A 19,430-nucleotide genomic window follows, 5' to 3' on the forward strand; every position below is an offset into this window, starting at 1 on the left:
TAAGATAGAGAGGGATTTTATGTTATTATTTGGATATCAAATAGATTATGTTCGGGTGGTCATTATGATAGAGCTAGAGAATAATATGATAGATATCAATGAGCCAGAAGTCAAAACTAAGTTGTCAAATACAGATTTACTATTAGGAAAAGCTATAGAGCCGATTAAAAGATTGCAGGTTATCTCTGACAAAGATTTTGAAGACCTTGTTAGAGAATGGTCATGCGACTATTTAAAAGATAAGTACGTAAAAGTAAGAAGATGCGGCGCGGCAGGGGACATGGGCAGAGATGTTATCGCATATGTCGAATATGAAAAAGGCAAAAAATTAGTTTGGGATAATTATCAATGCAAACATTACAACTCCCCTTTATCTCCAAGTAAGATATGGATCGAGCTTGGAAAGTTATGCTACTACACTTACAAAAAAGAATACTCAGTACCAAGGAAATACTATTTTGTAACACCAAAAGGTATTTCAACTACCCTTTCTAATTTAATCGACGATCCTCACAAACTAAAGAAGCAATTAATTTCAGAATGGAACGATAAATGTCGAAGTAAAATTACTTCGGGAGCAAATATAGAATTGACTGAAGATTTCCTTGAATATGTAAAGGACTTTGACTTTTCAATCATTGATGATATTGATCCGCAAGAATTAATAGAACAACATTCACAGACAAAGTACTTTTATTATAGATTCGGTGGGATTCATAAAACACGTCCTGAACCTGTTAATCCACCTGAGAATATAAGTGCAAGTGAATTGCTTTATGTTAGAAAATTGCTTGAAGCGTATTCAGATAACCACAAATCTACAATAAGGGATATCACAGAACTCTCAGAGCATTATAAATACAATTCACACTTTAACAGACAAAGAAAATGCTTCTATTCCGCTGAGTCTCTAATGAAATTTGAGAGAGATACCCTCCCTCCAGGTGTAAATGCTTTTGAGGATTTAAAACAGGAAGTATATGATGGGGTGATCGACATCATAGAATCAGAACATACTGATGGATTTGAGCGAGTAAAGGAAGTTTGTAAAGCCGCGCGAAGCCTAAATATGCCTAGTTACCCATTGTATAATTCAATAAAAGGAAATGATTTAAATGGTTTATGTCATCATTTAGCTAATGAAGATAAGATAAGTTGGGTGGAACAATAATGACCATTAACAATGAAACTACTGAATCTAGTAGCATTAATTCATCATTTGAAATTGGTTTGAGAGCCCTTACGATACTAGCCGAAGCATCCCCTGAAAGTTTAGATTTACAACGACTTATTTATTACGATTACTTAGTTATACATACTAAGGATGTTGGAGCGGTAGATAGTCCACCTTCGTTACATCCAGATACTCCTCACAGGTCTGGTGGCATAATAGTAAGAAGAAAAGCTATGCAAAAAGGTTTAGAACTAATGTATAGCAAGAGCCTTATAAATATTATTTTTGATGAAAAAGGTATTAGTTATTCCGCTTCTGAATTAACAAAACCCTTTCTAGATTTATTTGAATCAACTTATAGTAAAAAACTACAAAACAACGCTTTATGGGTTGTAGGATATTTTTCCGGATACTCAGAAGAGGAAATGAAATTTTTCATTGAAAGAAACATAGATAACTGGGGCGGAGAGTTCATGTATGAAGCGTTTGTTAGGGGGGGGATTGAGTGACAACAAAAGGTTTCTTTCTAACAAAATTATGTTTATTGGGCAAAAATGAATTAATGACTGAAATAGAGCTCAAAAAGGGTCTTAATGTCATTATGGGGCCAACAAATACAGGTAAATCGTTTCTGTTTGAATGTATTAATTTCATGTTAGGTGGGAAAGACGCTCCTGAACAAATTGATGAGATTGTTGACTATGAATACCATACTATCTTCTTGGAATTAGAAAGTAATGATGGTCTGAAGTTTACATTTGAAAGGCAACTTTCTGGAGGGAACTTTAAAAAATATAACTGCCCTATAAATGAGTTGACCACTGAATCAAAGTTTCAAAACCTATCGCAGAAACATTGTGAGAAGAAAGAAAGTATTTCGAAATTCTTAATGTCACTAACGGGGTATAAAAACACTAATTTATTTATCAAAACCAACAAGAATAATAAATTGAGACGATTTACGTATAGAAATTATAATGATTTCATTTTAATAGATGAAGTAAAAATAATAGCAAAAGAATCACCGGTACATTCAGACAATAACAAGACCAAGACCGCGGAGGAAGCGGCATTTAGACTTATCTTAACAAATAAAGACGATAGTGAATTATCAGAAAATGTAGTAGCAAGCAATTCCGGGTCTGTGTATACTGCCCAAGTTGGATTGATTGATAGGTTGATTAACGATTTGGAATTGAACATTTCCAATTTAACCCCATTGCAATCTGAAGTTGATTTAGATGCGATTATTAAAGGGTTAACCTTAAAAAGAAGTGGAATTAGTTCGGAGATTGAAAAATTAACTGATTCTAGAAAAAAATTGTGGAAGAACATCCAACAAGCTGAATCGAAGTTGTTATCTACATATGAATTATTGAAAAGATTCCTATTGTTGAAAGACCAGTACGAAACTGACATGCAAAGGATAAACTTTTTAATAGAGGGAGATCACTTTTTTTCTTTACTAAATTATGAAAAATGCCCACATTGTAATCAAACTCTTATTTTAAATAATGGGGAACTAGCTTGTTCACATCTGGAAATAGAACAGAAGAAAGAATCATATAAAATCGAATTACAAAAGTTATTATTTCATTTAGAGGATTTAAACAGCACTATTGAATCAATGAATGAGGAAGTATCTTCGATAAATACTAAATTAGTAGATGACAAAGAAGAGTATAGTAAATTAAGTAAAGTATTAGACGAACAATTAGAACCTGAAATTCTGATAATAGAAGAAGAACTTCAGGGTATACTAAAAAATCAGAAAACAATTAATGAAGTGGAACAAAAGAAACATACATTAAATAAACTGCTTGATGAGAAAAGGAATATATTAGATTTAATAGAATCTGAGCCTGATACAGGTGCAACTTCTGAACAACTACTAGATTATACTAAATTCTACGATGATCTTTGTGAAAGCATTAAGTATTTTTTGACTGGTTGGAAATATCCGGGTTTCGAGAGTGTGAAATTTGATGTTAAACAAAAAGATATTCTCATATCTGGAAAAGCGAGAAGATTATTCGGTAAAGGATATCGTTCTATTTCTTACAGCGCTTTTGTATTAGGGGTAATGAAATATTGTAATTTAAAAGACCTTCCCCACCCAGGGATCGTAATTCTCGACTCGCCAATAACTTCGTATAAAGAGGAAGATGGTGATGAAGATAAAACCTCAGATGATTTGCAATCAAGATTTTTTGAGTTTTTGGCAGAGGTAACTCTGAATAACCAAGTTATTATTCTCGAAAATAAAAAACCTTCAGAAGAAGTCATAAAGGAGATTAATTTTATTGAGTTTACCAAGAGTCACTCTAGGGGTAGGTACGGCTTTATTAGAACGAGTAATTAGATAAGTTTAATTAATTTTGATTTTGATCATAATAATATATTTCACCATAGTGAGGTTAAGAAGGTATGAAATATCCATTGTTTATTCATGATAAGCTTAATGAACTTGAGAACGTAATTGCTTCTTGGCCTGTGAACATAGAGATCGACCATGTTATTAAGTGGATATTACAATTCGATCCAAATGATTATTATATAGCTTTAAGAGTGATTAATAATCTAAATGTAATTGGTTATGATGATATGAATAGTGCTCTGCAAGTTGCATATAGTAGACTTCTTAGAATGGCTAAGGATAAAAATACAGTAATTAAAGGCGATAATACGTTATTTGCTGGAATTGGGGATGCAGGAAAAAGCGGGTCGATGATTAGTTATCATTTCAGACTTATTAATGATGTTTCAGAAGAAAACTTTTTGGACGAAGATTCATTTCATCATCTTGAGAAGGAGAGGGTAAATAACATTGTTTTGCTAGATGATGTTATTTCAACAGGAAATCAAGCTACAAGGGAAATAAATGTTTTGACTGAAAAAGTCACTCCTTTCAAAGTTAAAAATATCTTTTTACTTACTGTGTGTGGGATGCGAGATGGAATAACTAAAATCACTGATGAAACAAAAGCTCTAACGTTCTCTGCATTTGAATATGGGAAGGAAGATACAGTAGAATCCTTGGATTCCAAATTCTATGACGGAGTATTGCATGATAGCCGAAAAGAATTACGTGAACGAATAGAATATTACGGTAAAATAAGTTCGAATAGCAATAACGGAATGGGGTATGGGGGGATTGGGGGACTTATTGTATTTCCATACAATACACCAAACTCTACATTACCGATTATTTGGAGCGATAGGAATGGTTGGATTCCACTCTTTAAAAGAGTAAGAAGAGTTAATGGTATTTCATCGTACTATAAACAAATGGATAAGGCAATTGAAACAAAAGTTAATCAAGAAAAACCACAAGTAATTGGTCAGGAAGCTGAACCTACTAATTTGAATTTGTATGTAGAGGGAAAAACAGACGAAGATTTCTTTAATGTGTTAACTGAAGAATATGGTCTTGCTGAACGTTTAAAAGTAGAAAAACTAAATGTTATTTCTCTAGGAGGGGCATTTTTTTCTGAAAAACTAATAAAGATATTATCTGATTTGGGTGAGAAGAACTTATTTTTATTTGAAAATGACGAACTATTTTATACAGGAAGTAGGGGAATAAAGAAATATGTAGAAGAAAAGTTCCCCCAACTTCCTGTTATTTATCTCGAACCATCAATTATGCAATTTATTAGAATTAATGACTTAATTCAAGATGGAGATATAGCTTTATCTTTGGAAAAGACATTAGGAGAAAGTATTTCGTTAGAACATATCCACTCAGACCCAAGACTTTTGAATGAAATTGAAAAACACCTAAGAACAAAGTATAGAAACAGATTAAAACCTATTTTTAGTAGATTCATTGATGAAGAAAGAGTTGCAATTTTTATAGAACAAGTTAATCAAAAACTTTATGGCAAATCATAATTTTTTGGAATCTCTTTGTTTCACATCAAGGATAGTGTGTGCATCAATGAAATATTGCAGATTAGATATACAACAACGAGTTGATAGTTAGCGAATACCATCACATCAGTAGTATTTTCTTTTTGTCCAAATTACTTACTCCGTACATGTGGAGTAGGTTTGCTGATTGGAGAGAAAATAAGAATAAAGAAAACGGCTAAAGTCCTTGTGTAGCAAGAATTTTAGCCGTTTTCAATCCTTCAATCTGATAAATGATTAAACGTAAGGAGAGTGTGACCGATTTACATTACGCTAATCCGATTCATTGCCTTGGTATGCTTTAGGTTTACATCATAATCATGTAATCCTTTTTTATGTCTAGCTAGCCTCTGAAAGTAGGAGAGGTACTGTTTTTCCAATCGATACTTCTCTTTTCTAATGATTAATACTAGCTGATGGATTCAATGTAGTTCCTCCAATGGAAACTTTTATTTCATTAGTTAATGGAACATTGTATTCATCAATAATTGTTCTCCACCATTCCCATGCTAGACCTGTGCATTCTTTGGCCAAAATTCTTATATTTTTAGAATTAGGTGGAAGTGGTATTACGGTCGAGAAATGAGCTGTTCTGTTTTTGTAGTTTCCATCCCAAGTTTTGTGGGTAAGTACCTCATTTCCATCTTCATCATATGAAAATTCATCCCAGGATACTTCAAATTGAGCAACGTATGCACCATGATGATCAAGAATGATTTTACCTTTAGAATATTCTGTAGAGGTAGTCTCAATATAGTCTGTATTGTTATGAATAGCAGCAATTGAATTATCTTTTAAGAAAACACTAGTATATGAAATAGGGTATGCTGGATTTTTTAGACTAAATTCTGCATTATCTTTAATAATATTTCGTATTTCATCAAAGTCTTTTGTGACAACTTTGTTATGCTCTTTTGAATCTCCCCCTAATACGACAGCAGTAAAGGAGCTATCTTCAAAAATGTCTTTGTACTGTCCACTAGCTTCTACATTGGTATTCTTGAGTAAGGCTTTAAATGCAGCTTGTACATCTTTGCTCTTAGAGGTTGTTTCTAATTTTACATAAATGGTTCGGCCATAAGCTACATTTGACACCATAACAGGTGGAGCTTCATCACTTACCCCTTTACGGGTCAGTTCCTTAAAAGTAACACTATCATCAAAGAGCTCTGATGGATTGTCTGGTAGCTCTGCATTTACCGTATAAAATATTTGCTTATACGCAGCAACCATCACTTTCTTTTCTCCGCTAGCAATAGCATTAAAGTCAATTCCTAGTGAATTGTTAAGAATTTTAGAGTTAACATTAAGAGCACTTGCTATTTGATTTTTGCTATAAACCATGGATTCTGCATATTGTAGTCTTGCAGGTAAAGTATTTGATGTTGAATACTTTTCACTCCAAGTAGATACTAATTCATCGATTGCTCCAGACACATTACCATATGTTGGGTTTTCAACAGTTGTTGTATTTTCTCTTTTCATCCCAGGTAAATCTATACTAATATTCAAAGGTTTTCTCTTTGCCATTAACAAAGTAGGTTGATTTGCCACAAAAGAGTCGTTTGCAAGTTGTATTGCGCCTGGATAGGTACGATTCGCCACAGAATCAATAATAGAAATATCCACTGGTGAAGTTGTAAGTGATTTTTTCTCTCGTTTCACCACTATAAATTTACCATTTGATTTAACACCTTCTGTTGGGACATAACTATCTACTTGATCACCATTTACTGCTAAAATATCGTGAACATTATAGTTTAAGTTAGCTATTCCAGTATCAATATCATTAGGCTCGCTTGTTTCACTAGCTACACTAGTATTAGATTTTTCAGCAAAGGAAATAAAAGGATAAGAAAGAATGCATAAACTTGTGCTTAAGCAAATGAGTAATTTTGTTACTTTTAAATGGTTTAGAATTCTCAAGAAACATCAACTCCTTTTGGTAAATCATACCTTCTATTATTAACATTTTGTATAGTTCCATAGAATCAACTTGTTAGTAATATAATGTTAAATTATATAAAAGAAGTGTCAAAATGAAGAATAAAAGCCAAAAGAACCATACTCATGCATGGTATAAATAGTGCTTAAGTTTGATCATTCTGGGCTAATTAGTGGAGGAATTAACTAGCGGGTTAGCGTGTCTTACTTGTCAATTTTGATTAATCTAGATATGTGGAGAGAGTGGCAAACTTGATATATAAGGGTTTTTAAGAGAGTTAATATATCGTTGGGGGCGAATTGGGGATGAAATATATTTTTGGCCCTTTTTGTTTGATATGATGCTATCAAACTTATCGGCAACGGATTGGTCAGCAGATTGCAATGCTGTCTATAATTATTCATTGTTTTATTAATATTACCATGTACAACATGTTCCGAAATTAATCTTGCTTCGCTTTTGTCTAACTTAGGGAATAAAGGAAGTTGGAAGTTTAAATGTTCAAAAAAGGGGAAAATGTTGCCCATTTTATCATCCATACTCATTATTCTCTTTAGTATCTTATTAGTTACACCATTTGAGTCGCATTTGCTTATTTTATGCGCTTCCCTTTTTGTCTTTCTAAGTGGTGTATTAGTCATCCGGTCATTGCAAAGGAGCCTGTAATAAGCAAAATTTGCAATCTCACTAGCGTTTTTGAGAGTATATGAAGCATTGCTGTAATCTTTCTAAAGGGTGTACCTAGGCATGGATAGCTTATGGGAACATCCTTATTTTACTTTTCATTAACTTTAGTTTTGAAAATGGACATCTCATATTTTTAAGAAAGCTATCCCCCCATCCCCAAAAGAGTACTGACAGACGAAAGGCGAAGGTGGCTTACTTGTATGATGGAGATACAGTTATAACGTATGAGGATAAGCAAGCATTGCAGGCAAAAGTCAGCTACGTTAAGGAAAAAACTTGGCTGGTGCCATGCCTTGGAAATATTCGCATTATGCAGAGGATGGTATTACCAAATATTTATCTAGCATTTTAACAAGCATAGAAATTGATGGATTACCCATAAACCCGGCCACCACTATGCAATGTGCTGGGTTTTAACGTCAGACTTGATCCAATATTTTCCCTCATCTATAATCAAATTGTAACATCTTCTATTTATAGTAATATCTTCTATTTCGATATTTTTGGGGAGGTGTAGTAAGTGGCACGCGTATTGTATGTAACGATTCCAGCAGAAGGTCACGTGAATCCTACATTAGGATTAGTAAAGCAGCTCGTCGACAATGGAGAAGAAGTCGTCTATATGTGCTCAGAAGAATATCGGGCTAGGCTTGCCCAGACTGGGGCACAATTTTTGGCCTATCAATTGGACGAACAGATATTTAGAGAGCTTGGTTTTAATCCAACCGAAATTAGACATCCGCTTCAATTCACCGATTTTATGCTGCGAGGCATTATTGAACCACATATTCCGGAAATCTTAAGGCAGGTAGAGAATGATTCTTTTGACTACTTAATTTTTGACTCCTTATTTGGTTGGGGAGGAGAAATTTTAGGGAAAAGGTTAGGTATTCCGACGATTTGCTCCGTTACAAACTTCGCTTTCGCTGGGCCTCTAAGCAAAATTATAGAAGAGATTGATGCAGGAGATTTAGATGTAGAAGCTCTTTATGAAAGACTAACGAATACAGCGCAAAGCATCGCGAGTGCATGCAACGTAGCTGTTCCTGCTATTGAAGATATCACTCGCCAATATGGTCAAATTAAGATTGTATTTACAAGCCGTGATTTCCAACCAGATGCTGATAAGCTTGATGATAGCTATATATTTACTGGCCCCTCCATTACACCGCGTCTTGATGTTCCTTCATTTCCGCTTGACCGGCTTCGAGCTCAATATGACAAAGTTGTCTACATTTCAATGGGCAGTATCTTAAACAAAGATATCGAATTTTATAAATTTTGCTTTGAAGCCCTTCACGATATCCCGGCTCAATTTGTGTTAGCGAGCGGTCAAGGCACGGATATGAGTTCGCTAGAGGACAGGATTCCACATAATTTTATCATTGAGCCGTATGTTCCCCAGTTGGAAGTGCTCCAACAAGCGGATGCTTTTATTACACATGCCGGCATGAATAGTGCAAGTGAGGCTCTCTATTATAATGTACCACTTGTGATGATTCCGTTAAGCTCAGATCAACCACTAGTTGCTAAGCAGGTAGAGGAGTTCGGAGCTGGTATTACTTTAGATAAGAGTCAGCTTACCCCTGAAGCTTTAAAGTCCGCATTGTTGCAAGTGATGAACGAATCTACTTATAAACAGCATGCCGAGCGGTTAGGTGATTCCTTACGTAATGCTGGCGGGTACAAAGAAGCCGCAAGTCGTATTATGGCTTTGTTTTCTAAAGTATAAAATGTAGCATCGCCAGTTTTAATAAACGTAACCTGATTATTCATGGAAAATGGTGTACGAATATGACGCGAATATATAAAGTACAAAAGGCTCTCTATAGAGAGGGTTTGAACACTGATATGGGTTTCTAGCGGACAGGGGGCGTTGAACAAGTAATTTAGTTTAAGACAAAAAGAGATGGTTATAATAATAACTTTAATGAACGCCCGAATCTCAAATTCGGGCGTTTTCTTAACATAATGTTACTAACTTAATGATTCGATTGTAACCTAATTACTTATCATACTCTTCTTGCACATGGCCAGTTAGTTTTATAGCGTCTCCTTTATCTATTTCGAACGACCCACCTAATGGAATAGAAAATCCTATTTTCACAGAGGAGGTGGAATGAAGATAATGACTATATATGTCATAAACTTCGCCCCTCCATTTCTTACTTCTCGGGGTAACATCTACTTTCATATATCCTCTCATGTCACGAATACGGTTTCCTGTATCAGGAAGATCAAATTTAAAAGCATATCCTCCTGAATCGCGTTGATCTGCACGTTTGCTTTTTTCTTTTTCTGGGACCCAATCATATATTGGATGGCCATATCTATCATATTCTCTAGTAAACTTAAATTCGTCATATTTAAAAACGAAATCTTCTGATCCTTTTACGATAGCGAGGTTCTGACTAGTTCCGATTGCCAAAATATCCTGGTGAAAATCACTATAGTCAGGAGTACTTAAAAACTCAAATCTTGCGGATGCCTGGGCTTCTTTATCACCTTTATTTTTAATAAGCCACGTTTCTAGTTTCAAAATATCATTTTTTTCGACATCTGAACCTAGAGCATCTACTTTATTTGGAGCGTTTTTTTCCTCTTTTCGTGTGAGTAAATTAGCCTTCTCTTCTGCTTCTGTTTGTGAAAGTTCTTCTACTTTTGGATTGGAGTGTTTATTATAAGTAATCTCAAAGTATTCTTCTTTTTTAGAGACAATAGGGTCTTCATAGGAAAGATATTTTTTAATAGCTTCATCACTAAGATCATTTATATGTTTGTCTGAAAACTGGAAGGTTTCTTTAAACACTTTCCTTTGATCTTCTGTAATATTTTTGCTATTATTTGCAAATACGGATGAATTTGGTATAAGAAAAGATAAACCTATTGTTATTGCCAGTAAGGGTTTAGCAATATTCATCATAATCCTCCTTAAAGGGATATTTTTTTGTAAAGGGGTTTTTCATTTGAAAAGAAATAAAATGATTCTATTCACAATTCTTGTGGTATTAGTCATTTCAAATGTCTATTTTTATACGAAAAATTACACTGAAATAACAAAAATAGAATCTTCAATTGACACTAACTTTAGATCCAATTTGGCTGACATTGCAAAGTCTCTTAAACGTGACTCTGATTGGAATACAAGATATATTCTTGCTATATCTTTTTCCAGTAAACTACAAAGTTTAGTAGAGTACACTTCTTACTCTAAAAAAAGTTCATTAGTAGGTAGCTATTCATACATATTGGTAAATTTCTTTTTGAATCAGCAAAAGTTAGGTATCCAATTGAATACAGAGGATAATAAGACTCTTATAGCTTGTTTAGAAGTGTTATCCGAAAATCCAACCGATAAAGAAAAGATTGATCAGTTGCTAAGGGTGATTACAAAATAATAATAGGTATCACCTTATTTTAGTGAATGCATTAATACTTTTTTTACCGTTGGCAACCTTGCTAGATTGCTTTTTCTAGCAAAATATTTTAGCTTCATTATCAAGTTGCTGCTTAGGTTATTCTTTCAATTTTGACTTCTTGATAAGAGCTATTCCCTATTCACACCGAAATGTTCTAGTTGTCATATTAGAATAGTTGAAAAACGGCATTGTATATCCCAAAAAAAGGGTCATAGGTTTCCATACAACTTATTCATATTTAACAACTAGCGTTTATATCTCTCAAAAGTAACGATATACTCGTCTAGTTGATGACTCATTTGCTGTAGGATGGATGTGAAAATGAACCTTTTCTTATATACAACTGTTCTAATTCTGTGCGGAGGATTTCTATAAACATTAGTAAATTATTCTCTAATTGTTAATTTTCTGTTATCATAATCTGTAACCGGATGGTAAAATATTCCACAGTGACATTTTTGGTTGCCTCAAGGTGGGGTGTTCCCGTAAGTTTAGCGATAGAGGGAACACTCCTTTGTGATTTTCAAAGACTATGGGCTAATTTCAATTCCTCCTTTCTTCCTCCTATGTATTAATTTACTACACCGTTTTGATAAATAATGGAGAATAAAAAAAATGAAACGTTCTTCAAATTTCGACAAATAATCACATAATTACAAACAAAAAAACGCTAAGATAATAGCGTTTTTAAAGAAAATAAGCTTATAATGTTCTCTTACTATCAGCCCTGTGGGTCATCAGTATATGGTTTCATGCTACTTGCTACATTATTAACTTCGAATTTGCCTGTAATTTCCATGGTAAAAAGAGAGCTTAATAATACAAGCGAAACAGTTGTGATAAGAGCTAAATATTTCTTCATCAATTATCCCCCTCCTTTTCACCTTTATTTACCATATTATATACTTCCATTAGTTTTTTCAGAAGAGATAAATCTAAATCTTTTCCTTGTTCACAATAATGCTTAAAAATTTCTTTAGAAAAATCTAAGATGCCATTTATAGCGTTAATATTGCTAAGAAATTGTATTCCTTCAAGATACGCGTTTATTCCTTCATCAGACTTGCCACATTTTAAAAGGTACTTCCCTTTGTGCCTGAAATATTTACCCAACTCTAAATACTTATAAGGTGTAATAATTTTGACAAAGGTATTCTTCTCTTCATGTTCTAAAACCTGCTGTAGAGAACTTAGATCTTTTATTTTATGTAATACTTCTAATAATTGATTAACCCTATGTAATCGATGGTTATCAGGAGCTTCTTCCACACATTCTTTTAACAAAGGAACGGCCTCCTGATGTTGTCCAGTTTTTGCGAGTATAATTGCACGTAAATATTTAGAACGTTCAGATATAAAAACATAACCCAACCTCTCATATTCTTGAAGATGTTCCTCTAACTCAAAAAATTTATCCATATAGAAATAAGAATTACAAATTGCTAGAGCAACACGTTCTTTTATCTCATTGCTTGTTGTGTCTTCGGCATGTCCCATTTTACCGAGTTCAATACACTTTTCATACTTTTCGATACCATGTGCATGAAATGCCATTTGATAATAAAAACTTATCCGTTCTTCTTTGCTCAAAAAATTTGTGTAATATAAAATCTCTTCTCCGTCTCTAAATGTATTCTCTACTCTTTTGATATTCTGAATTTCAATCATGTATTTTTGATATAGTCCCTTGGCTATATACTTCGGTACTCCATGCTGTCTTGCGTATTTTACAATGACATTGTAAAGAGTTAACCTTGCTTCAGTGTCTTCAAGCGTAGAGGTAAGGTTATACAGATGTTCTAACATTGTGTAAGTATCTTTTTTAGGATTTCCAAGAAATTTTAAAGCTACTTTTGTAAGTAATGAGATATTTGCAATTTCAACGGCCTCTGCTAAAAATGTCTCTAAGATATCAGTACGTAGTTCGACATCAACGTAACGATCAATAATTTCTTCGTAAGGTATGTTTATAGTATCTGCAATTAGTTTGAGATTTCTTAGTTCTGGACGCTTTGTTTCACCTGATTCTATTTTGGAAATGATTCCTTTGCTAACCCCTGTTCTTCTTGATAATTCTGACAAAGTAATTCCAAATTCTTCTCTTGTTTCTTTTATCAGTTCCCCTAATGTTGTGGAAGCTAAAATATCAGACATATAAATCCCCTTCCCGAATTAATAAAACATGATTTTTCTTAACATTCGAACTCGAATGTATAATTATGTAAATATGAATAAAATTTTGTAATGGGAGGGGAGGGGACTTAGAGACAATAATTGATAAGTTGGTCAGCATAGTGGTAATGAAGTTTTTTAGACTTAGGACTGAGACGGTGGTTAACTAATCAAAAAATAATAACAAGTCTTTTTGCATGGGAACCTATCAAATGGTAAGTTTTACTATATAATATATAAAGATTTAGCAATAGGGGGAACTAAGGTTGAGTATTTGGTTATTTAGAGCTGGATCAAATGGAGAATATGAAAGTAAGTTTTTGAATGACAAGAGAATATATCTAACTTGGGATGACTTAGATATAAATTTAAAAAATCTCAACAAAAAAGAAGATCTCTACATGTTTCTTGTAGACAAATATGATCTAGAAAAAGAAAAAACAGCGATAAATTGGGCCTCTCAAATCTATCCCATAGCCCATAGAATGGAAATAGGAGATTGGATTGTACTTCCAAGTAAGATTAATAGAACGATACATTTTGGGAAGATTGTAGGAGATTATAATTATGATAAAAGCTTAGGAAGTCCATATTACCATTACAGAGAAGTAGAATGGTTTGCAGTCGATATTCCAAGAGATAAATTTGAACAAGATATCTTATATTCAATGGGTGCTTTTATGACTGTATGTAGGATACATAAAAATAATGCAGAAGAAAGAATTAAGATAATGTATGAGAATAATTGGAATATAAAGGATAAAACTATACCTCAAAAAATTGATGAATCAGATGATGAGATACGATTTGATTTAGATGAGTACATATTTGATAGAATTTCTGATTATATAATCAAGAAATTTAAAGGCCATAAAATGGAGATTTTGGTTGAAGAAATATTAAAAGCCAAGGGATTTACAACCTATCGAGGTCCAGAAGGTGCAGATAATGGGGTAGATATCTTAGCAGCTTCTGATATTTTAGGATTTGGTTCAACAAAAATTTGTGTTCAAGTAAAAACCGCTGATTCACCTATTGATAGACCTACGATGGATCAATTAATAGGAACAATGAGTAACTTTAATGCCGACTATGGATTGTTGGTTTCCTGGACTGGATTCAAAACCTCTGTGATAAAAGAAATTCCAAAACAGTTTTTTAAGGTAAGACTATGGGATTCAAAGAAAATTATAGAACAACTCTTTGAAAATTACGATAAATTGAGTGAAGATATTAAAACTGAAATACCTTTAAAAAGGGTATGGATGTTAAATATAGAAGAATAAAACCTGCAAACGAAATGTGCGTGTATTTTGGTTAAAAACCACAACATCATCTCGAAAGTAGTAAAGGGATTTCTCCATAATGGTTTAACGAAGTGGTAAGGAAAAAAGTTTTGCTTGGATCGGTATAACCCATTTTTTCAAAGGGAAGCGGACAGAAGCCGTAGCATAAATAATTGAGTTAGATAAAAGTAATAAATAATGTTTAATATCAACAAACGCCCGAATTTGAAGATTCGGGCGTTTATTTTATAATGCTTATTTTCAGGATCAGCTTTTTTCCTTTAATCTCTAAGTCCAATTCGCTAACCTTACTCCCAACGATCACAGGTAAAACAAGATATGGAACTGGTGATGAACTTTCACAAAAGACATGCTATCGTGGACAAATTTGTCTCAGGTTTGCAAACATCTAGGAATGACCTATTATAGAATGAGCAGAAAGAGAGGGGTTACTTATCCGTAGACATTTTACTCTGTTAATTCTGATTACATTACACAAAATAACAACATAGAGAGGAAGTTTGTTTTGGTCTTTAGTTCAGTCATATTTTTGTTTTGCTTTTTACCGCTTGTTCTTATGCTGTATTTCTCTGTTCCGTTCAAATTAAAAAATACGATTCTTTTACTATTCAGTTTAGTCTTCTATGCCTGGGGCGAACCGAGGTATGTGCTTCTCATGGTATTATCCATTCTCATTAACTATGGGTATGGGATTTGGATTGATAAATCGGAAAATCACGCGAAAAAGCGAGTCTGGATTTTAACGTTTGCAATCGTTGTTAATATCGGACTTCTCGGCTACTTTAAATACGCCAACTTCTTTGTTGATGTAATCAATGCCGCATTTCAAACCAATCTTCATTTGGACCCTGTACCTTTGCCTATAGGAATTTCTTTTTATACGTTCCATGCTCTCAGTTATTTGATTGATATATACAGAAAAAAAGAAAGAGCGCAACGAAATCTCTTCAGCTTGGCGCTGTACATTACATTTTTCCCGCAGCTTGTAGCAGGTCCCATTATTCGCTATAATGCCGTCGCTGAACAACTTAGCAAACGCGTTTTTTCTTCCATACAATTCGCCGAGGGAATTAAGCGTTTCATTCTAGGCCTGTCTAAAAAAGTACTCTTAGCCAACCCCCTTGGGTCCGTAGCAGACACCGTGTTCACCACTTCTGCAATGGACCTTTCAACTGGAAGCGCTTGGATTGGTATTATCGCTTATACCTTACAAATCTATTTTGACTTCTCAGGCTACAGCGACATGGCTATCGGTTTAGGTAAAATGTTTGGATTCGAGTTCGCAGAGAACTTTCATTATCCGTACATTTCAAAGAGCATTTCTGAGTTCTGGAGACGCTGGCATATCTCTCTTGGCAGTTGGTTCAGAGATTATGTTTATATCCCGCTTGGCGGAAACAAAGTTGCTCCTTGGAAAATCTATCGCAATTTATTTATCGTGTGGGCACTAACCGGGTTCTGGCACGGAGCCAGTTGGACTTTCATTGCATGGGGGACATACTACGGAATCCTAATCGCTTTAGAAAAAGCTGGTCTTGAAAAGATGCTTTCCAAGATTTATCCGTTAAACCATGTTGTTGTGTTGCTGCTTGTCATGATTGGATGGGTGTTCTTCCGCGCTGACAATTTTGGATATGCAACAGAATTCATTGCTTCCCTGTTCTATACCCGGGGCAACGAAATATTCGATTCTCTGGCGCTTTCGTTGTTATCTTCCAATTGGTTCTACTTTGTCATTGCGATGATTGTTGCCACGCCGATATATCCAAAGCTACAAAAATTGCAATGGAGTAAGTCGATGACAAAAGTACAAACCGTTTTTGGAATGCTGTTCAACTTTTTCCTTTTTACAGAAGTGATTTTGTATCTTATTAATTCTACGTATAACCCTTTCTTATATTTTAGATTTTAATTTTTCAAAAGGAGTATCGAAGTGAATAAACATATTTCAATCGTTTATATGGTCATATTTTTAGCTATTATTTATGGTTTCGCAATTGTTACCTTCATTTCTCCGGATAAAGAGATTTCCGACATCGAAAATCGGACGTTGAGTAAATTTCCGGAGATCAGCCTCGCAGCCGTTACAACAGGCAGTTTTTTCGAAAAAATAAATCAGTATTGGAATGACCAAATTGTTTTTCGCAACGAAATGATTAGAATCTACCAAAATCAGCAAAATTCAGAGATCTTTAATTCCATGCTGTTCGAAAACTTGTTTGAGGCCAACAAGCCGCGGAAACCCGAAGACGGAACAAAAATAAAAAATTCACGCATCGTGTCCAAGCTTGTAGTGACAAACAATAAATGGATTTTGCCAATTCCCAACAAGGTCGTTCATAAGAGTGAAATCGACGCTGCGACGGCAAAATTGAACGACGCGGTTACATTCGCCAAAAATCAAAAAACAGAAGCATACTTTGTCTTTAATCCGTCAAGGACCAAAGCGTTGATGCATTTATATCCGAAATATTTTCAAACTGACGCTTATGCTCAATCGAAAGAGTATTTCTTGTCTAAACTCGATAAAGATGTAAATGTGATTAACGTGGGAGAAAAGTTCGATACCTTTACAAAGGCGCAGTTGGAAGAGCTTTACTTCGAAACCGACCATCATTGGAATATCAAAGGCGCTTTCATAGCTTATCAGGAAATGATTACGCAGCTATCTAAGAAGTCCTCCAAATTCGAAGGCAAGCCAATGTCCTTACATGAGTTCAATGTTTCTACATTAACAACAGGTAACTTCAAAGGTAGTTACAATACTCAAATCAATTATGCTGTAAATCCGAAAAATGCAGATAGAACGCCGATTTATGAACCAAAAATGCCGTTTACATTTAAGAATTTTGAGGCTATTAGCACGGACGGCAAAGAAGTTATCACGAACTTTCATGATTTTTATCGTTTCAAACATGGTCAAAGCGATTATTCTTATAAGATCCTATATGGTGGGGACAAACGAAAAATCGCTTATGAAAATCCAAAAGCCAATAATCAATTAAAGGTCCTGCTGATAAAAGATTCTTACATGAATCCAATTACGCCGTATCTGGCACAGCATTTTAACAAACTAACCGTTTTAGACAATCGCTACTATTCGGATTTCAGCTTGAAAAAGATTTTGGCTAATGAGAAATACGATATCCTTATCATTGCTTGCCATGATGACAATCTATTCAGTGACAATTATCAATTCGAAAAAGGGCAGGAGAGTAGATAAAGATCATGCTGTTGGGGATTGGGTATGATTATCATTTGGGATATGTTTTTCGATTTAATGGTAATAAAGCAGCTCAGGTATAATAAAACTAAAATCGCTGATTTACAAATAAGCCTTCCAATAAAAATAGGGAAAGGCTTATTTGGTTTGGCCACCTATAAAATCCCTTGGCATTATCTTCAGCATGATGAATGAGTCATTTAGATTATTCATTCCCGTCAGAGGAGGAGATTTCACTGATGGGAAAATGGATTGAGAATCGTGCTGTGCGTTCGAAACTTCAAATCCGGGCGTTTTTTCAATACTAAAGATATGATATCGCTCAGTCGTACGGCTTTATTTGAGCGGTAAACAAGGGTACAAAACACTTACAAGGGATCTCGACATTAGTGACCCAAACCTTATTTTAAGTCAAATCCGTGATACAGTGCAGTTCCTTCGCTAGATGAAAAAAGGCTGCTCAGCAAGTTGCCTCCACGTTTGGATTTGTAGTACGATGATAAGAAATCCAATAAATAGGAAAATATAACTTATTTAACACATGATGGGAGTGTTACTGAATGCTGACACCACTGAAGGATAAGACGGTCGTAGTGACCGGAGCCAGCAAAGGAATCGGCAAAGGAATTGCGAGAACCTTCGCCGCACAGGGGGCGAAAGTCGCGGTCGTCGCACGCAGCCTGACGAAAGCGGAGGAAACCGCGGCGGAAATCCGGAAGAACGGAGGCATTGCTCATGCCTTCCAGGGCAATGTCGCCGATTTGGACTCGATGAAGTGCGTTGCGAGCGAGACGGCCGGTACTTTCGGGGGGATCGACGTGCTGTGCGCCAATGCTGGTATTTTTCCGAATGCGCCGATCGAGGAGATGACCGGCGAGCAGTGGGATCAGGTGATGAACACGAATGCTCGCGGGACTCTGTTTTCCGTTCAAGCCTGCCTACCCTTTCTGAAGAAGGCGGAATATGGTCGGATCATTGTTACCTCTTCGATTACGGGGCCGGCCACCGGCTATGCTGGATGGTCGCACTACGGCGCAAGCAAAGCCGCTCAGCTTGGATTCATGCGCAGTGCGGCGCTCGAGCTCGCGCGTTACAGCATTACCATTAACGCCGTCATGCCCGGCAACATAATGACGGAAGGCTTGGATGGCCTTGGAGATCATTATTTGCAGTCGATGACGGCGTCCATCCCGCTCAAGCGGCTCGGAAGCGTCGAAGATATCGCTTATGCCGCTCTTTTTTTAGCGTCGAAGGAGGCAGGTTATATTACGGGCCAAACCATCATCGTTGATGGCGGTCAGATTATTCCAGAGAGTCTGGAAGCGATGGGGCAAACATGATTCGATTACGATTGGACACCATATCGATACCCCGAGAGAGAAGGCAGGCTCATGTCTGTGTCTTTTGAAGAGCGAAACATTTCATCAGGAAGCTCTGCTGACCGAGCTCAATGTAATATGGAACTAATAAGCAAGAAGTTAAATAGATGCAAATGTAGGATTAACAGTTTGAACATAGGCATTAAGTAAGTAAGCGTTCGAATCCCCACATTCGAGCGTTTTTTATATCACAACGTTTATCTCTACTTTGG

Annotated in this window: 15 protein-coding genes; 11 read left to right on the forward strand and 4 right to left on the reverse strand. The window is 35.2% G+C overall.

Annotation, left to right across the window (positions count from 1 at the left end):
• The first annotated feature begins 64 nt into the window (after positions 1 to 64).
• The 4 genes from BRLA_RS02715 to BRLA_RS02730 all read left to right on the forward strand — a co-directional run bounded on the left by BRLA_RS02715 (position 65) and on the right by BRLA_RS02730 (position 5,068).
• Entirely contained in the window at positions 65 to 1,171 is a 1,107-nt protein-coding gene (locus BRLA_RS02715) for an ABC-three component system protein (RefSeq protein ID WP_119912760.1), read from the forward strand.
• Positions 1,171 to 1,683 (forward strand): ABC-three component system middle component 2, encoded by a 513-nt coding sequence (locus tag BRLA_RS02720; RefSeq protein ID WP_003335626.1) that lies wholly within the window; start codon positions 1,171 to 1,173, stop codon positions 1,681 to 1,683. Before BRLA_RS02715 ends, BRLA_RS02720 begins: the two co-directional genes overlap by 1 nt.
• A complete protein-coding gene (locus tag BRLA_RS02725) occupies positions 1,680 to 3,536 on the forward strand; it encodes an SMC family protein (RefSeq protein ID WP_003335625.1) in 1,857 nt (618 codons plus the stop codon). The genes BRLA_RS02720 and BRLA_RS02725 overlap by 4 nt, the downstream gene beginning before the upstream one ends.
• Positions 3,537 to 3,601: 65 nt before the next feature.
• Entirely contained in the window at positions 3,602 to 5,068 is a 1,467-nt protein-coding gene (locus BRLA_RS02730; RefSeq protein ID WP_003335624.1) for a phosphoribosyltransferase-like protein, read from the forward strand.
• Between the two features lie 414 nt (positions 5,069 to 5,482).
• On the opposite strand, the gene BRLA_RS02735 is transcribed toward BRLA_RS02730, so the two are convergent.
• The gene (locus tag BRLA_RS02735) at positions 5,483 to 7,012 is read right to left on the reverse strand and encodes a thiol-activated cytolysin family protein (RefSeq protein ID WP_003335622.1); all 1,530 of its coding nucleotides are present in this window, start codon (positions 7,010 to 7,012) and stop codon (positions 5,483 to 5,485) included.
• Between the two features lie 1,226 nt (positions 7,013 to 8,238).
• On the opposite strand from BRLA_RS02735, the gene BRLA_RS02745 reads away from it, so the two are divergent.
• Positions 8,239 to 9,450: a macrolide family glycosyltransferase gene (locus tag BRLA_RS02745; protein WP_003335620.1), complete on the forward strand. Its 1,212-nt coding sequence runs from the start codon at positions 8,239 to 8,241 to the stop codon at positions 9,448 to 9,450.
• A 273-nt stretch (positions 9,451 to 9,723) separates the two neighbouring features.
• Here BRLA_RS02745 and BRLA_RS02750 read toward each other — a convergent pair whose 3' ends face one another.
• On the reverse strand, positions 9,724 to 10,641 hold the full coding sequence (locus tag BRLA_RS02750; protein ID WP_004432684.1) for a hypothetical protein: 918 nt from the start codon (positions 10,639 to 10,641) through the stop codon (positions 9,724 to 9,726).
• A gap of 43 nt (positions 10,642 to 10,684) precedes the next feature.
• On the opposite strand from BRLA_RS02750, the gene BRLA_RS02755 reads away from it, so the two are divergent.
• Positions 10,685 to 11,116 (forward strand): hypothetical protein, encoded by a 432-nt coding sequence (locus BRLA_RS02755; RefSeq protein ID WP_003335618.1) that lies wholly within the window; start codon positions 10,685 to 10,687, stop codon positions 11,114 to 11,116.
• Between the two features lie 742 nt (positions 11,117 to 11,858).
• Here the strand turns inward: BRLA_RS02755 and BRLA_RS24135 are convergent.
• Positions 11,859 to 11,999 carry a hypothetical protein gene (locus BRLA_RS24135; RefSeq protein ID WP_003335617.1) on the reverse strand — a complete coding sequence of 47 codons (141 nt, stop codon included), beginning with the start codon at positions 11,997 to 11,999 and terminating at the stop codon, positions 11,859 to 11,861.
• Positions 11,999 to 13,291 (reverse strand): helix-turn-helix domain-containing protein, encoded by a 1,293-nt coding sequence (locus tag BRLA_RS02760; RefSeq protein WP_003335616.1) that lies wholly within the window; start codon positions 13,289 to 13,291, stop codon positions 11,999 to 12,001. The genes BRLA_RS24135 and BRLA_RS02760 overlap by 1 nt, the downstream gene beginning before the upstream one ends.
• A 284-nt stretch (positions 13,292 to 13,575) precedes the next feature.
• Between BRLA_RS02760 and BRLA_RS02765 the strand changes: the two genes are divergently transcribed.
• The 5 genes from BRLA_RS02765 to fabG all read left to right on the forward strand — a co-directional run bounded on the left by BRLA_RS02765 (position 13,576) and on the right by fabG (position 19,179).
• Entirely contained in the window at positions 13,576 to 14,595 is a 1,020-nt protein-coding gene (locus tag BRLA_RS02765) for a restriction endonuclease (protein WP_003335615.1), read from the forward strand.
• Positions 14,596 to 15,121: 526 nt separating this feature from the next.
• Positions 15,122 to 16,528 carry an MBOAT family O-acyltransferase gene (locus BRLA_RS02770; protein WP_041751923.1) on the forward strand — a complete coding sequence of 469 codons (1,407 nt, stop codon included), beginning with the start codon at positions 15,122 to 15,124 and terminating at the stop codon, positions 16,526 to 16,528.
• 21 nt (positions 16,529 to 16,549) lie between these two features.
• On the forward strand, positions 16,550 to 17,839 hold the full coding sequence (locus tag BRLA_RS02775) for a DHHW family protein (protein ID WP_003335612.1): 1,290 nt from the start codon (positions 16,550 to 16,552) through the stop codon (positions 17,837 to 17,839).
• 24 nt (positions 17,840 to 17,863) lie between these two features.
• Positions 17,864 to 18,034 carry a hypothetical protein gene (locus BRLA_RS23905; protein ID WP_003335611.1) on the forward strand — a complete coding sequence of 57 codons (171 nt, stop codon included), beginning with the start codon at positions 17,864 to 17,866 and terminating at the stop codon, positions 18,032 to 18,034.
• 365 nt (positions 18,035 to 18,399) lie between these two features.
• A complete protein-coding gene (fabG, locus tag BRLA_RS02780) occupies positions 18,400 to 19,179 on the forward strand; it encodes a 3-oxoacyl-ACP reductase FabG (protein WP_003335609.1) in 780 nt (259 codons plus the stop codon).
• The last annotated feature ends 251 nt before the right edge of the window (positions 19,180 to 19,430 follow it).

The organism is Brevibacillus laterosporus LMG 15441 (assembly GCF_000219535.2).
GTDB classification, from domain to species: Bacteria; Bacillota; Bacilli; order Brevibacillales; family Brevibacillaceae; genus Brevibacillus_B; species Brevibacillus_B halotolerans.